We start from the raw sequence: 15,041 nt of genomic DNA, 5'->3' as shown, positions 1-15,041 counted from the left end.
GCCATTCATTAACTTGGCGGCAAGACATATCGAACGCCAGTTAATCCCTGGGTTTCAGCCGCCGACAGAAAGAAAACGTTTTACTAACACTTGCATAGCAACCGACCCAGGCCGACTGCTAGTTTTGCGAAACGCTTGAAAGAACACGGCGCCCCCCAGCCGCGCATCACCTCTATTTTCTACGCCAGAAACTAGCTGAGCGCGTTTTTGCCACTAACGGTGAGGGGGCTCGTACATGCGGGCAGTCGTGGGACTCATATTCGCGGCCGTTTTACTTGCGCTGATTGGCGCGGGACTGCTGTTGCCGGTAACCGCGCAAACCCGCGAGGGGGAGGCATCGCCGCCAATGGGCGTGCCCTCCTCCAATCCCCACCGCCTTCCGGAAACCCATTTCGGCAGTGAGAACCCGGGTGCAGTGCGCGACTCGACCGCCGCACCGGGATTCGCCCTTGCCTCTGTTCCTGCCAATCCGCTGAGTCCGAACGCCAAGGCGGTTGGACAGGCGGTCTGCACCGCCTGCCACGCCAAGGAAACCGGGAACTTCGCCCACACCGCACACGCCCTAGGCATGAACGCCGCGTTTGCCGCCGATCCAGGCACGCCGACCTGCGAGGCCTGTCATGGCGCCGGTTCGCGGCACGCGCAGGACCCCTCGGCGAAGGGCGCGATCATCGCCTTCACCCGCGACGGCGGCACCCCCGTTGCAACCCAAACCGCCAGCTGCCTGGGCTGCCACGCCGGCGGACCGCGCGACCACTGGGCGGGATCAATCCATGAGCGCGGCGACCTGTCCTGCAGCGACTGCCACAATCCAATGGCCAAGCTCTCCGTCGAAGGTCTGACTGCAAAGCAATCGATCAACGAGACCTGCGCCACCTGCCACAAGGACATTCGCCAGCAATTCAACCGCCGTTCGCACATGCCGCTGCCGGAAGGCCAGATAAGTTGCGCGGACTGCCACAACCCGCACGGCACCCTCAACCCGACGCTGCTCAAGACCGACACGGTCAACGAGACCTGCTACCAGTGCCACGCGGAGAAGCGCGGGCCGTTCCTGTTCGAGCACGCACCGGTCCGCGACAACTGCGTGAACTGCCACACGCCACATGGTTCCAACCAGCATGCGTTGCTGGTGGCCCCGATCCCGATGCTGTGCCAGCAGTGCCACACGCACCTGAATCACCCGAACGACCTGATGACCACGGCGAACCTGGGTACCGGTGCAAGCCCGGGCTTCCAGGTGATGGGCCGGGGTTGCATCAATTGCCACGCGCAGGTCCATGGGTCCAACAGCCCATCGGGCTCCAGACTGCATCAATAAGCCGACGCAACGGGAAGGGGAGCATGGCCATGCACAACGTCCTCAACCGTCACCGCTGGGCCGTGCTGGCATTGGCGCTCACCGCGAGTGGCGCGAAGGCCCAGGACAGCGGAATCGGTGTCGATCTTCACTTCGGCAATGACCTGGATCCAACGGGCGGCATGGCGGCCTTCAGCTGCGATCCCGAAGGCGCAAGTTGGCTGTATCCAGAACGCAAGCGCACCCCCACCGGCTTCATGTATGGATGCGTTCCGGGCCGCCCGGACTATGAGCAGGCGTTCGGCGACTGGACGTACCTGGCCCACCTGGGCGTGGGGTACATGCAGGTCGGCAGCGATGACACCAACGCAATGTGGCGCCGCTTCAATGACTATCGAGACGGATTCGTGCTCAACGCCGACTTCAGCCTGCAGCGCCCGCGCGACGGCAGCTACGTCGACTTCAGGGCCAGCCGTCTCAGTGGCGACAGCCAGTACTATCGCGGCGTGGTCGGGCGCGCCGGCAAGTATCGCCTGCAGTTCTTCGCGCGCAGCCAGCCCAACGTGCTGAGTAGTACCGTGGAGTCGTTGTGGGAGAACCCGGGCTCGCAGAACATGGTGCTGAAGCCGGGACTCACCAAGGGTGCCACCACCGCGGCCCAGGTGGACGCCTTCATGGCAGCCAACCCGGAAACCTCCGCGCGCGTGGTGCGCGACAAGCAGGGCCTGGGCTTCAACTATTTCATCAACCCGCGTTGGACAGCATTCTTCAATGCCAGCCACGAGCAGCGCGAGGGCTCGCGTCCATTCGGCGGCCCTTTCTCGTTCGGGCGCCTGGTAGAAACGCTGCGCCCGATCGATGACAACACCACCAACCTCAACACCGGCGCCCGCTTCGTCGGCAACCAGTGGCGGATGGAGTTCACGTACACGGGATCGTTCTTCCGCAACGGAATGCGTCATTTCACCTACGAAATGCCGTTCAACACGACCAACAACAGCCCGGTCGGCCTGTTCTCCTACGAGCCGGAAAACGACTACCACCGGCTCAGTACCACCTTCACCCGCAAGCTGGCATCGTCATGGAACGGCGAGTTCTCGCTGACCACCGCACTGACCACGATGACCCAGGACGACCCGCTCGTGCCCGGCCTGTTGGCATGCAACGGCATGCTCAACGCCACCATCAACTGCAACAACTGGAACACCCCCGATGCGCTGTCGCGCAGCAGCGCCGACATGCGGATCGACAACCAACGCCTCGCCGGCCGCCTGGTCCTGAGGCCGGTCGACGCGGTTACCTGGCGCAGCACGTTCAACTACCTGCGCGAGGATTACAAGGGCACCTACTTCGCCTACAACCCGCTGACGGGCCAGTACGGCTACATCGGTGAGAACGGCGCGTTTCCGAACGTGACCTGGCTGCCCGGCGGCTCCAACACCGTGCGTGTGCGCAACCTGCCACTTGACAAGGAGACCAGGGAAGTCGGCACCGGCGCAGATTGGCGCCTGAACCGCGCCAACACCCTGGGGGCGACGTTGGGTTTCACGCGAATCGACCGTACCCACCGCGAATTCGACAGCACCCAGGACAAGAGCCTCAAGCTGACCTGGAACAACAAGACCACCGACTGGCTGATGCTGAGGCTCAACTATTCGTTCCTGAACCGCACCGGCGATGACTACGATTCCGACCCGTATGAGTTCCTCTACTCCAACGACCTGCCCGGCTTCGTAACGCCAGCCACCGGTGTGGCGCCGCACACGACCACGGCCATGCGCAAATACGATGTAGGTGAGCGCAAACAGAACAAGATCGATGCGATGGGCACCTTCATCGTCTCGCCGACGATGACGCTCTACGCCTCGGTACGCGCGGAGCGCAACGACTACAGCACCGACATCGGCCGCCAGGCCTACGACACGATGGCCGCCACCTTGAACTGGGAATGGCAGCCCAGCGCATCCAGCACGATCAGTGCCTGGTTCGGCTACGACACGTCCAAGCTGCGCATGTCCAACACCAACGACGTCCCCGCCGGTCGCGATCCATCGCTGGGCGGCACCGCGCCGGCCCAGGGCGGCAGCGCCGCCTACCCGGACGGCTACCGCTGGTGGATGAGCGACCAGCAGCGCAACAACAACGCCGGCCTCACGCTGCAGCATGCGCTGGGCCGCGCCACCCTCAACCTGGACTGGAGCTACATCGACGCCAGGGGCCTGACCGGTTGGGTCGCCGAAAGCGCCAACGTCGGCACCGGCGCCAGCGCCGGCCTGGTCGGCGACTTCCCGGAAATGACCTACCGGATCAACTCACTGACCGCCTCGATCCGCATGCCGCTCAGCCAGCGCCTGGCCATGCGCCTGTTCGGCACGTGGGAGCGCGGCACCATCCTCGACTGGCACTATGCCGGGCTCGACACCGATCGCACTTACGGCAACATGATCTACGTCGACGGCGGGCCGGTGAGCTACGAGGCCAGCCTGGTCGGCGTGATGATAGAATTGAAGCTATGAAGCCGCTGCGAGGTGATGCCATGAAACCACGTTGGCTGCTCCTGGCCGCGGCCTTGGCCACGTTCGCCAGCGCACTGGCCTTTGCGCAGTCCGACGATGCGGCGCAGGACCCAGCGCCGCCCACCATGATCGACCTGCGCCAGGCGGCTGCGGTCCACGGTGATCCGGTGGCCGGCAAGCAGAAGTCGGAACTGTGTGGCGCCTGCCACGGCACCCACGGCATCGCCGTGGTGTCGGCCTTCCCCAATCTTCCGGGACAACACATCGACTACCTGTACTGGCGCCTGGTGGCATTCAAGGACGGTCATTTCCCCGAATCGCCGATGACCCCACCAGCACTCTCGCTCACCGATGAGGACATGCGCGACCTGGCGGCGTTCTACGCCAGCCTGGACCCGGTGGAAGCGCAACGCGCGATGGACGAGGACCCGAACAGCGAAGCGGTGGTATCCGAACCCGTGCCAGCCGATGTACTGCGGCTCGGCGAGCAGCTCTATCGCCAAGGCGACATGGCCAAGAGCATTCCGCCTTGCCAGGGGTGTCACGGTGCCGATATGCGCGGCTATGCCGCAAGCACCCGAAGCGATGGCAGTGCCCGCATGCCATTCGCAGCCTTCCCCTCATTGCGCCACCAGCACCGTGACTACCTGCAGGCACGGCTGGACGCATTCCGCCAACAACAACGCCATGGCACCAGCAACAGCCTGGTAATGGCACATGTGGGCGCCAACCTGGACGAAGACAGCATCCAGGCACTGTCAGCCTGGCTTTCCCAGCCTCCACTCCACCCCTGACACCTCAAAGGAACCGCACATGATCCGCACGCTGATCGTTACCGCTGCCCTGATGCTGGCCGCCCCGTTGGCTGCCCAGGCCGCGAACTGCTCGGTCGACCTGGAGGGCAACGACGCGATGAAGTTCAACATGAGCAACATCGATGTCAGCAGGGGCTGCAAAGAATTCACCATCAACCTCAAGCACGTCGGCAAGATGGCGCGCAACGTGATGGGCCACAACGTCGTGGTTGCCGCGACGGCGGACATGGCGGCGATCAACACCGATGGCGCCAAGGCCGGGCTGGCCAGCAACTACGTCAAGGCCGGCGATGCCCGCGTCATCGCCCATAGCAATGTCGTCGGCGGCGGCGAAAGCACGTCGATCAGCATCCCGGTCGCCAAGCTGACCGGCGCGGGCCCGTTCGAGTTCTTCTGCAGCTTTCCGGGTCACTCCGCCATGATGAAGGGCACCGTGACCGTGAAGCCTTGATCCAGCCCGGTGATGGATGCCCACGCATGAATGCCTCGGTCCGCAATCCCGTGATCCGCTGGTTCCACCAGCTGGGCTCCCCCCCGTATTTCGACCGCTTCGCCGCACGCTGGGCGCCATGGTGCTTCCTGGTCGCCACGGCGGTAATCGGCGTGGGTCTGTGGCAGGCGCTGTGGGTGGTCCCCGCCGATTACCAGCAGGGCGACAGCGCACGCATCCTCTACGTCCATGTGCCAGCGGCATGGATGAGCCTGTTCGTGTTCGGGTTGATGGTGGTGTATGCCGCGATCGCCATGGTCTGGCGGATCAAACTGTGCGAGATCCTGGCCATGGCCTGCGCGCCCGTCGGTGCGGTCTTCACCGTGATCACCCTGGTCACCGGCTCGATCTGGGGCAAGCCGATGTGGGGCACCTGGTGGGACTGGGACCCCCGCCTGACCACCGAGCTGATCCTGTTGTTCCTGTACCTGGGCGTGATCGGCCTGTACCACGCCGGTGACGACCGCCGCGCTGCGGCACGCGCAGCGGGCCTGCTGGCCATTGTCGGCGTTGCGTTGCTGCCAATCATCCGTTACTCGGTCCAGTGGTGGGATTCGCTGCACCAGGGCCAGACCATCCGCGTGTTCGGCGCATCGAGCATGGACCCCAGCATGATCAGCCCGTTGTGGTGGATGGTGATCGGCACCAAGCTCTGGTTCGCCGGCTCGCTGCTGGCACGCGCGCGCGCAGACAACCTGCGCCGCGAGGCTGGCAAGGACTGGGTACGCACGCTGGCCGGAGACGCTGCATGAGCTACCTGCCCTATGTGATCGGCGCTTACTCCGTGTTCGTGCTTGCCCTGCTGTGGGACTTCCTGGCGCCGCGTGTGTTACTACGGCGCGAACTGCGTGCCGTGCGTCAGCGCGCTCAGCGGCAACGAAAAGCGATCGGTAGCGAGCCCCCCAGCGGGGAATTGACCCGATGAATCCCGTGCGCCGTCGCCGCCTGGTGCTCGTCCTGTTGCTGCTGCTGGCGTCGGGTAGTGCCGTCGCGTTGGTCACGATGGCACTGCAACGCAATGTCGCCTACCTCTACACCCCGGCCGAGGTACTGCGCGGTGATGCAGGCGAGCACGCCCACTTCCGCCTCGGCGGCATGGTCGAGAAGGCCTCGTTCCAGCGGGCGAACGGCTCGATGGACGCGCACTTCCGGGTGACCGACGGCGACGCGCAGCTCCCGGTGGTCTACACCGGCATCCTCCCGGATCTGTTTCGTGAAGGCCAGGCCGTGGTCGCCACCGGGCGCATGGAGAACGGCGTGTTTGTCGCCGAGAACGTGCTGGCCAAGCACGACGAAACCTACATGCCCAAGGAAGTGGCCGACAAGATGGGCGCGGCGCACCGGAAGCATGACGTGCAGATGGGCTCTTCGGCGCCCGCGCCAGCCCCGGGATCGACGCCTTGATTCCCGCATCACGATACGGCGCCACATCTGCGGCAGGCCTTCCCTCTGGAGACACCCATGCTGCCTGAGCTCGGCCAGATATTCCTGGCCCTCGCCCTGCTGGTGGCGGTGCTGCAGTGCGTACTGCTGCTGGTAGGCGCGCACCGTGGCAAGCCGGCATGGATGGCGGTGGCGCGCCCGGCCGCGTACGCGCAATTGCTGTTGGTCGGTGGCGCCTACGCAATCCTGACCTGGGCCTTCGTCCGCCAGGACTTCTCGGTGGAATACGTGGCCGCGAACTCCAATTCGACGCTGCCAATGGTCTACCGCTACACCGCCGTGTGGGGGGCGCATGAAGGCTCGTTGCTGCTGTGGACGCTGGTGCTGTCGCTGTGGGGCGGCGCCGTGGCGCGGTTCTCGCGCGCCCTGCCGCAGGCGGTGATGGCGCGCGTGCTGGGCGTGCTGGGCGTGGTTGCCTCGGGCTTCCTCGCCTTCCTCATTTTCACCTCCAACCCCTTCATCCGCCTGTTGCCGGCCGCCGCTGAAGGCCGCGACCTCAATCCGCTGCTGCAGGACCCGGGCATGATCATCCACCCGCCGATGCAGTACGTCGGCTGGGCGGGGTTCTCGGTGCCGTTCGCCTTCGCCATCGCCGCCCTGCTGGACGGTCGCGTCGATGCGCGCTGGCTGCGCTGGACCCGCCCCTGGACCAATGTGGCCTGGGCGTTCCTGACCATGGGCATCGGACTGGGCAGCTGGTGGGCCTACTACGAACTGGGTTGGGGTGGCTGGTGGTTCTGGGATCCCGTCGAGAACGCGGCCTTCATGCCGTGGCTGGTCGGCGCGGCGCTGATCCATTCGCAAGCAGTGACCGAGAAGCGCGGCAGCTTCGCCGGCTGGACCCTGCTGCTGGCGATCGCCACATTCTCGCTGTCGTTGCTGGGCACCTTCCTGGTCCGTTCGGGCGTACTGACCAGCGTGCATGCCTTCGCCGCCGATCCCTCGCGCGGTTTGTTCATCCTGGTGTTCCTCAGCCTGATCATCGGCGGTTCGCTGCTGTTGTACGCGCTGCGCGCCGGGCGCCTGCAGGCCGGTGCGGGGTTCCAGGCGGCATCGCGGGAAACATTGCTGCTGCTCAACAACCTACTGCTGGCCAGCGCCTGCGCGATGATCCTGCTCGGCACGCTCTATCCGCTGATCGCCGATGCGCTGGAGCTGGGCAAGATCTCGGTTGGCCCCCCCTACTTCGGCCTCCTGTTCCTGATACTGATGGCACCACTGGTCGCACTGGTTCCATTCGGCCCGCTGGCCCGCTGGCAGCGCGACCAGCCCTCGCGCGTGCTGGCCCCGCTGCTGCCATGGCTGGGTGTCGCCCTCGGCTTGGCCGTGATCGCTTACTTCAACGCGCCACAGGGCCGGTGGAAGACCGCGCTGGCCGTGGCGGGCGCGGCCTGGGTGGGCCTGGGCACCCTGCGCTTCGTCTGGAGCCGGCTGCGCAACAGCGGCCGCATGACCGCAGAGATGTGGGGCATGACCCTGGCCCACCTGGGCCTCGCAGTGTTCGTCGCCGGCGCACTGCTGGTTGAGGCACAGAACGTGCAGCGTGAAGTCCCGCTCAAACCAGGCCAGTCGCTGCAAGTGGGCCGTTACAGCGTCGTGTTCCAGGGCGTGGAGCGGACGGAAGGACCCAACTATCTTTCCGACCGTGGCAAGGTGCAAGTGCAGCGCGACGGCCATGACCTGGCGCTGCTGTATCCGGAAAAACGCGCCTATGCCAGCGGCGGCCAGGTCCTGACCGAAGCCGGCATCCACCCCGGCCTCACTGGGGACGTCTTCGTGGCCTTGGGCGAATCGCTGGGCGATGGCAACTGGGCGGTACGCGTGCACATCAAGCCCTTCATCCGCTGGATCTGGGGTGGTGCGCTGCTGATGGCGCTGGGCGGACTGGTCACCGCCGCCGATCGCCGCTTCCGCCGGCTTCCGGAAGAGAAGGCCGCATGAACACACCACAGGACGGCGAGGTCGCCCGGTCAAAGGGACTGCCCATCGTTGCAGTGCTGGTGGGCGCGCTGTTCTTCGTCGCCCTGGTCGGGCTGATGGCATACGGCGTGGCCCGCTCGGGCGATGATGATCGCGATGTGCTGCCGTCGGCGCTGATCGGCAAACCGGCACCCAACTTCGTCCTGCCGACGCTGCACGACGCGTCGATCAACGTCAGCGCGGCCGACCTGCGCGGCGCGCCCTACCTACTCAATGTCTGGGCCAGCTGGTGCGGCACCTGCCGCTACGAACACCCGGTGCTGACCCGCTTCGCCGAGACCCGACGCGTGCGCGTGGTTGGCTACGACTGGCAGGATGAACCCGCCGATGCCCAGCGCTGGCTGAAACAGCTCGGCAATCCGTTCTTTGTAGTACTCGCCGATCATGAAGGCCGCTATGCACTGGACTGGGGCGTGACCGGTGCGCCGGAGACCTTCCTGATAGACGGCAACGGCATCGTCCGCTGGAAATACACCGGCGCGTTGACCGACGAGGTGGTGAACACCCAGTTGCTGCCCGCACTGGCGCGGTTGGAGCCGGCACGATGAGGCGCCGGCTGCACACACTGCTGCTGTGCACGTGCCTGATGCTGGCAATGGGCAGCGCTGCCACCGCGCCGCTGCAGTTCGGCAACGCCGCTGAAGAAGCCCGCTTCCACGCGCTCACCACCGAGCTGCGCTGCGTGATGTGCCAGAACCAGTCACTGGCCGACTCCAACGCCCAGATCGCGCAGGACATGCGCCGCGAGGTGCTGGTGCTGATGCGCCAAGGCAGGACCGACGCCGAAGTGAAGCAGTTTCTGGTCGACCGCTACGGCGAGTTCGTGCTGTACCGGCCACAGGTCGATTCGCACACCTGGCTGCTGTGGTTCGGGCCGGGGGTGGTGTTGCTCGGCGGTGCCGCGATCGTCGCCGGGATCATCCGCCGCCGCGCCGTAGCCGATCGTGGCGCAGACAGGGGCGCAGACCCACGCGAGGAACAGGAATGGTGATCCCCAACACTGCGGTGTTCGCCGCACTCGCTGCCGCCATCATTCTCGGCGTGCTGGCGTGGGTGTTGTGGCCCCTGCGCGGCCAGCGCAACCGGTTATGGGTGACCGTGGTAGTGGTGCTGGGCGTAGCCCCACTGGCCTTGTACCGACTGGTAGGCACACCCACCGCGCTTGAGCACACCGCGCCCATGGCACCGCAGAGCCTTGAACAGTCCATGACCCAGCTCAAGGCTGACCTCGAGCGCAATCCAGCGCAGCCCGAGGGCTGGGCCCTGCTCGCCCGATCGCAGTCCGCGCTGGGCGATGCGGCCGGCGCAAGTGAATCCTTTGCGCGCGCCGTGCAACTGGCGCCGGACCAACCCACGCTGCTGGCCGATGCGGCGGAATCGCGGGCACTGGCCGATCCGCAGCATCACTTTGACCCGCAGGCGGTTCAGTGGTCGCAGAAGGCCATCGCCCTGCAACGCGGGCATCCGCGCGCCACCTGGTTCCTGGGCGTTACCCAGCGCCAGGCGGGGCAGCCGGCCGAGGCAGCGAAGACGTGGGAGTCGCTGCTCGGTGCGGTCGATGCGGCCGCCGCGACCAGCCTGCGCAAACAGATCAACGAGGCCCGTGCCGAAGCCGGCATGTCCCCCCTCGCCGCTGGGGACGTCGCCTCGCCCGCACCTGCAGTGACATCGACCCATGCGTTGAAGGTGAAGGTATCGCTGGACCCGGCTTTCGCCGCGCGCATGCGCCTTCCCAGCGGCGCCAGCGTGTTCGTGATCGCCCACGTGCCAAGTGGTCCGCCAATGCCGGTGGCTGTGGAACGCCATGCGCTGCAGGACCTGCCGTTGGACGTGGTGCTCGACGACAGCGACAGCCCGATGCCGACGCGGGCGCTCTCTACCCTGCAGGAAGTAGAGGTATTCGCGCGGCTGTCAGCCAGTGGCAACTCCAACCGTGAAGAGGGGGATGTGGAATCGGCACCGGTGCGCGTGATCCTGCCCGCGACACACCCGGTGGAGCTGGTGATCGGTGGCCGTGCTACCCGGTGAGTCAACTCGGAACTTGCGATGGTCCTGATACCACTACGTCGTCCCAGGGGCCTATTGCCGGCAGATAACCCGGTCGACACACCCCACGACAGGTGCATGAGGGGAAGCTCGGGGTGCCTAGAGGGAGGCATTGGGCAGGAAGTGAACGACCACCCTCACCGCCGCCGCGATGGGCAGTGCAATCGATACGGCCCGGGTAAATCTATTCATCCTGCCCCGCACGAAAGGCATCCAGACCGTGAGCGCGATAGTGATGATCGATAAGACCAGCAACGCTGTGCCGGTGGCCAGCATGGCCATGTGGAAGCTGATGAAGGCGAAGAGTTCGAGGACCAGTTCGATGTAGGTGCGGTTTCGCATGCGTTCCGTGCAAGTGGCTTGAGATGCCGCTGGATGCTATCACGACGCATTCGCATTTACTGGGCCACCGAACGATTGGCCACTTGAGCAGGCCAGCAATGGGTTCATCCTTGATTGCCTGAATTTTCCTGCTGAGCCGACTAGAAATGGTGGCGTTCGCGACGAGCTGGCACAGGTAATCCATCCCAGTGCACAATTCCACACATACACCGTTGACAGCTGTTGCGCCCAGCAATCAGGATCGCCCCGTCGCCGCACAATCGGCGACCGGGATTGGCGTCCCGAACCAGAGGCGCACCAGCGCCCGTTAATGCATTCTTGCAGGGCGATGGATCTCCACTACTTGAGGAATCCCGCCATGTCCTTCGACACCCTAGCAGCGCCCTCGCCCTTTGCAGTTGATATCGCCAATGACTTTGGTGTCTTGGCAGAAGCTCTCGATTGGAACACTGCCGACTGGGCGGCGCTCAACGAATATCTCAAGGCCCGCGTCGCCGCGACAGGAAAGCCGCTGGACGAGATGACACTTTTCGAGCTGCAAAGCGCGGTTTGGGCTTCAGGCCCCAAGGGGGCATACGTTTCGCACGTTCATTGCCTGATCGGCCAAGATGACACGGTCAGACACGACCTGTTCCGGGTAGCCCGGAAGCTGCTGCGCATCTACGACCTCCGGATGATCGAGATGGTGAAGCTGTTCGGTCTGCTCGAGCGTTGCCCGGGCACGATTGAGGATCTGACCGTCAGGAACCTGATGGCGTTGATTTCCATCGTGGACTGGTCAGAGAAACCCGAGCAGCCGTCGCGATCTTCGATGTTGGAGGAGCCGATTCCCGCCGCGCAAAGCGAGCACTGACAGCCGAAGTGGCATGGACGCCACGCCGTGTCCTGGCGTTTGACGGCTCAGTCGAGCAGACCGAGCAATGAACGGTGCACGGCAACACCCACCAGTGCGCCCTCCCCCACTGCCAGCGCGATGCTGCCGGCCATGCGCCCGGCATCGCCACAGGCGAACACCCCAGGCACCGTAGTCTGCTTGGCCGAATCGGCGGTGATGCAGTCTGCATCCATCAGTTCGCAGCCGAGCTGCTCCGCGATATCCGAGGAAAGCGTTGAATGCGGGAGAAGGAACAGCGCGTCGAGGGCGATGCGGCGGCCACCCTCCAATGCGACCGTGGCCGCATCCTCCACATGCAGGATGCGTGCGGATTCGATCACCACATTGCACTCGTCCAGTCGCTCGCGCTGCTCCGGCTCGATGCTGTCGGGATTGCTGCAGAACAATGTGATTCTTCCCCAGTCGCACAACAGCAGTGCCTGACCTGCACCGCCGTCTTCGGAGCAACCGATCACGCCGATGTTGCCTTCGTAGAGTTCGTAGCCGTGGCAGTACGGGCAATGGAACACGCTGCGACCCCAGCGCTCGGCCAGACCGTCGATGGGCGGCAGCGTATCGGTGACGCCATACGCAAGCACTAGGCGATCGGCGGAGAACGTGCGGCCGCCTTCGCAGTCGACCTCGAAAGACGTGCCCTCCTCCAGTACGCGAGCCTTGTCGGCCTTGCTCTCCACCCAGGTGAGCGTGGGATAGCGCTGCAGCTCCGTGCGCGCCTGAGATGCGATATCCGCCGGATGCAGACCCTCCTGGCCGATGAACCCATGGGCGGCCAGGGAGTTCCGATTGCGCGGCTGTCCAGTGTCGAGGACCAGCACACTGCGGCGTGCCCGCACCAGCTGCAGGGCGGCGGACATGCCGGCGTAGCTGCCGCCGATGATGATCACGTCGAAGCGATCTGACGAAGATGTGTTCATGCGCCGGGCTGTTGTGGGTGAGTTGGCGCAGGATACGGCGCGATCGTGAAGCACCCCTCACGACATGTGCGCTGTGTGATGGCGCAGTTCACCGTCCCGCTACCTGGGTGTCACCCTCTCGCTACCTGCTTGCACGCAGGATGGTTCCACCCACAACGGGTTCAACTTCGAGGCATCCGCACATGGACAAGAACCGTACTGAAGGCGCAAAGAATCAGGTCAAGGGCACCGTGAAGGAAGTTGCCGGCAAGGTGACGGGCGACAAGTCGCAGGAACTTGAGGGCAAGGTGCAGAAGGAAGTTGGGAAGGTACAGAGCGAAGTTGGCAAGGCCAAGGATGATGCTCGGCATTGAGGGTTGTTGAGCCACGCAGGGCGTGGCTCTACGTTGCTGAGACAACACATGTTGTAAAGATTGAGCCCCGCATTGCGGGGCTCATCCGTTGCCAGGAGAACCATCATGCTCCGTCAGCTCTCAATCTGCGCTGCTTTGCTCTTGTGCGCCACCGCTTGCCAGCCGCAACAGACCGCAGAGTCCAACGCGTCGATTGGGGGCAGCGGAGGGGCGCATCCGACGTCCAAATATCGCTGTGGAGATACCGATCTCGGAGTTCAATTACTCGGCGAAACCGCAACGGTCTCCGTCAACGGCGGCACTCCCGTCAACCTCGCAGAGCAGGCAGCTACCGATGGGCGGACCGTGTTCTCGGACGGCCAACAGACCATCAGCATCGAGGCCGGGAAGCTGAGCTGGACGCCTCCGCAGGGCACATCTGTTGGATGCACGGGTGGGTAGATCTGAACCAACCACCCGTTCCGGAGGAAACACCCGCTCCTGCAGCCGATCAACCGAAGGCATACGCCGATGACTAGGTGGATGCTTCTTGCTCTAGCCCGTGGCACGTCGTATAAAGCCACTGCCGGTTGCAAAAGCGTCGGCGTTGTGCCCGCATAGCCAATAGGGTCCGGGTGCCCGAGGTCCACCCAATGGGGGCGCGGGAATCCTTTTCGATTCCGGAGCCCACCGTTGAGCACGAAGACCCTCAAAACCCTGCGCACCCGATCTTTCCACGCCCAGCAAGGACGTTGCTACTACTGCGGCGGTCCCATGTGGCTGTGCTCGCCCGACGAATTGGGCCTGCGCCCCCGTTCGGCCGCCCCTTTCCGATGCACGGCAGAACACCTCATGGCCCGACAGGACGGTGGCAAGGACGTGGTGGGCAACGTCGTGGCCGCGTGCCACCTGTGCAACCAGCGGCGCCACAAACGCCCTACCTCGGCTCCCTCGCCCGACGCTTATCGCGTCCGCGTCCAGCAACGCATGGTCAAGGGGACTTGGCGCCCTGCACTGGCCGAGACGGCCGCTCACAAAGGCATTCACGCCTTATCATGACTGATCGGCCTCTCACTCTAGCGTTGGATGATCGCGGGGCATGGACAGCAAGAGGATTGCGGAGGAATGAGCCCCGTCGTGGCTGGACCAGCATCTGACGGGGTCGTCGAATTGGTGCTTACGCTTGGATAACGAGTGCATCGAAAGCGATTTGAGGAGAATGGGTATGCTGACGCCTTCTAGCTCGCTCCGCCTCCAGGCGGGTTTCTTGGCACTACTTGTTGGACTGCTCGCCGCGGGCTGCACTCATGCTTCGCCCAAGCACAGCGAGGCCTGCACCACTAACGTAGATTCCATTGCCGTAGCGACGATAGACGTGTCGGATAGCAGGACGAGCATCCTCGCCGACTCCTTTGCAAACGATCAGCGTGATCGCGCGTTGTCGAGTCAGCGACAGCTTACAGACGCGGAGTGGCAGGAAGTCGAGCACGGGGACGATGTCCGCCTGGCAGAAGCGGTCAGAGCCCTTGCCTCGCCCAATTCACTCAGCGTGAGAGATCTGTACTACGCGTCGGTCATCCTTCTCCATGGGACCTGTGCCGAGCACTATCGGTTGGCCCGAGACCTAGCGGAACGAGCCATGGGCTTGGGAGTGGATGAAGCCAAGTCCATATTCGCGAATGCCACTGATAGACACTTGCTATCAATTGATCAGCCTCAGAAGTACGGAACGCAATATGACTGCAACGCCGGTGACTGCACGCTGCTTCCGTACGACCTGAAGACGACCGATGCTGAAAGGATCGAGCTCGATGTCCCTCCAATGACCGAGGGTCGTGGCGGTGGCTAGCCGGCAACAGCTTTGATTTCCGCCTCTTCGACGCCCACGCGAGCCGGTCAGTACTTGCCGGCTCCTATCAGCCACGCATGGCGTGGCTCTACGCGCCAGATACGCAAAACGCCCCGAGA

The 15,041-nt window shown here is 64.4% G+C and carries 17 protein-coding genes; 15 read left to right on the top strand and 2 right to left on the bottom strand.

The window, feature by feature from the left end:
* Positions 1–346 precede the first annotated feature (346 nt).
* From ACREPD_RS14880 to ACREPD_RS14830, 11 genes are read left to right on the top strand one after another with little or no spacing between them, the layout of a single operon-like run.
* Complete coding sequence (locus tag ACREPD_RS14880; RefSeq protein WP_431600040.1) at positions 347–1,321, top strand: DmsE family decaheme c-type cytochrome; 975 nt, start codon at positions 347–349, stop codon at positions 1,319–1,321.
* Positions 1,322–1,350: 29 nt separating this feature from the next.
* On the top strand, positions 1,351–3,816 hold the full coding sequence (locus ACREPD_RS14875) for an MtrB/PioB family outer membrane beta-barrel protein (protein ID WP_431600039.1): 2,466 nt from the start codon (positions 1,351–1,353) through the stop codon (positions 3,814–3,816).
* 20 nt (positions 3,817–3,836) lie between these two features.
* Positions 3,837–4,610, top strand: coding sequence for a c-type cytochrome (locus ACREPD_RS14870; RefSeq protein ID WP_431600038.1), 774 nt, complete (start codon positions 3,837–3,839; stop codon positions 4,608–4,610).
* Positions 4,611–4,629: 19 nt separating this feature from the next.
* The gene (gene azu, locus ACREPD_RS14865) at positions 4,630–5,082 is read left to right on the top strand and encodes an azurin (protein ID WP_431600037.1); all 453 of its coding nucleotides are present in this window, start codon (positions 4,630–4,632) and stop codon (positions 5,080–5,082) included.
* 26 nt (positions 5,083–5,108) lie between these two features.
* Positions 5,109–5,873: a heme ABC transporter permease CcmC gene (ccmC, locus tag ACREPD_RS14860; RefSeq protein ID WP_431600036.1), complete on the top strand. Its 765-nt coding sequence runs from the start codon at positions 5,109–5,111 to the stop codon at positions 5,871–5,873.
* Entirely contained in the window at positions 5,870–6,046 is a 177-nt protein-coding gene (locus ACREPD_RS14855) for a heme exporter protein CcmD (protein ID WP_431600035.1), read from the top strand. Before ccmC ends, ACREPD_RS14855 begins: the two co-directional genes overlap by 4 nt.
* Positions 6,043–6,525 carry a cytochrome c maturation protein CcmE gene (gene ccmE / locus ACREPD_RS14850; protein ID WP_431600034.1) on the top strand — a complete coding sequence of 161 codons (483 nt, stop codon included), beginning with the start codon at positions 6,043–6,045 and terminating at the stop codon, positions 6,523–6,525. Before ACREPD_RS14855 ends, ccmE begins: the two co-directional genes overlap by 4 nt.
* 57 nt (positions 6,526–6,582) lie before the next feature.
* The gene (locus tag ACREPD_RS14845) at positions 6,583–8,505 is read left to right on the top strand and encodes a heme lyase CcmF/NrfE family subunit (protein ID WP_431600033.1); all 1,923 of its coding nucleotides are present in this window, start codon (positions 6,583–6,585) and stop codon (positions 8,503–8,505) included.
* Complete coding sequence (locus ACREPD_RS14840) at positions 8,502–9,092, top strand: DsbE family thiol:disulfide interchange protein (RefSeq protein ID WP_431600032.1); 591 nt, start codon at positions 8,502–8,504, stop codon at positions 9,090–9,092. The genes ACREPD_RS14845 and ACREPD_RS14840 overlap by 4 nt, the downstream gene beginning before the upstream one ends.
* Positions 9,089–9,535: a cytochrome c-type biogenesis protein gene (locus ACREPD_RS14835; RefSeq protein ID WP_431600031.1), complete on the top strand. Its 447-nt coding sequence runs from the start codon at positions 9,089–9,091 to the stop codon at positions 9,533–9,535. Before ACREPD_RS14840 ends, ACREPD_RS14835 begins: the two co-directional genes overlap by 4 nt.
* A complete protein-coding gene (locus ACREPD_RS14830) occupies positions 9,529–10,572 on the top strand; it encodes a tetratricopeptide repeat protein (RefSeq protein ID WP_431600030.1) in 1,044 nt (347 codons plus the stop codon). The genes ACREPD_RS14835 and ACREPD_RS14830 overlap by 7 nt, the downstream gene beginning before the upstream one ends.
* Before the next feature lie 117 nt (positions 10,573–10,689).
* Here the strand turns inward: ACREPD_RS14830 and ACREPD_RS14825 are convergent, their stop codons facing one another.
* Positions 10,690–10,932, bottom strand: coding sequence for a hypothetical protein (locus ACREPD_RS14825; RefSeq protein ID WP_431600029.1), 243 nt, complete (start codon positions 10,930–10,932; stop codon positions 10,690–10,692).
* A gap of 358 nt (positions 10,933–11,290) precedes the next feature.
* On the opposite strand from ACREPD_RS14825, the gene ACREPD_RS14820 reads away from it, so the two are divergent.
* Positions 11,291–11,785 carry a hypothetical protein gene (locus ACREPD_RS14820; protein ID WP_431600028.1) on the top strand — a complete coding sequence of 165 codons (495 nt, stop codon included), beginning with the start codon at positions 11,291–11,293 and terminating at the stop codon, positions 11,783–11,785.
* 47 nt (positions 11,786–11,832) lie between these two features.
* Here ACREPD_RS14820 and ACREPD_RS14815 read toward each other — a convergent pair whose 3' ends face one another.
* Positions 11,833–12,741, bottom strand: a complete 909-nt coding sequence (locus tag ACREPD_RS14815; RefSeq protein WP_431600027.1) for an NAD(P)/FAD-dependent oxidoreductase — start codon at positions 12,739–12,741, stop codon at positions 11,833–11,835.
* Between the two features lie 182 nt (positions 12,742–12,923).
* Between ACREPD_RS14815 and ACREPD_RS14810 the strand changes: the two genes are divergently transcribed.
* The 3 genes from ACREPD_RS14810 to ACREPD_RS14800 all read left to right on the top strand — a co-directional run bounded on the left by ACREPD_RS14810 (position 12,924) and on the right by ACREPD_RS14800 (position 14,922).
* A complete protein-coding gene (locus ACREPD_RS14810; RefSeq protein WP_421567424.1) occupies positions 12,924–13,094 on the top strand; it encodes a CsbD family protein in 171 nt (56 codons plus the stop codon).
* Positions 13,095–13,847: 753 nt separating this feature from the next.
* On the top strand, positions 13,848–14,132 hold the full coding sequence (locus tag ACREPD_RS14805; RefSeq protein ID WP_431600051.1) for an HNH endonuclease: 285 nt from the start codon (positions 13,848–13,850) through the stop codon (positions 14,130–14,132).
* A gap of 166 nt (positions 14,133–14,298) precedes the next feature.
* Positions 14,299–14,922: a hypothetical protein gene (locus ACREPD_RS14800; protein WP_431600026.1), complete on the top strand. Its 624-nt coding sequence runs from the start codon at positions 14,299–14,301 to the stop codon at positions 14,920–14,922.
* Positions 14,923–15,041: the final 119 nt, after the last annotated feature.

Source organism: Stenotrophomonas sp. (assembly GCF_050737075.1).
Classification (GTDB): domain Bacteria; phylum Pseudomonadota; class Gammaproteobacteria; order Xanthomonadales; family Xanthomonadaceae; genus Stenotrophomonas.
This window is presented reverse-complemented; position numbering and strand designations above follow the sequence as displayed.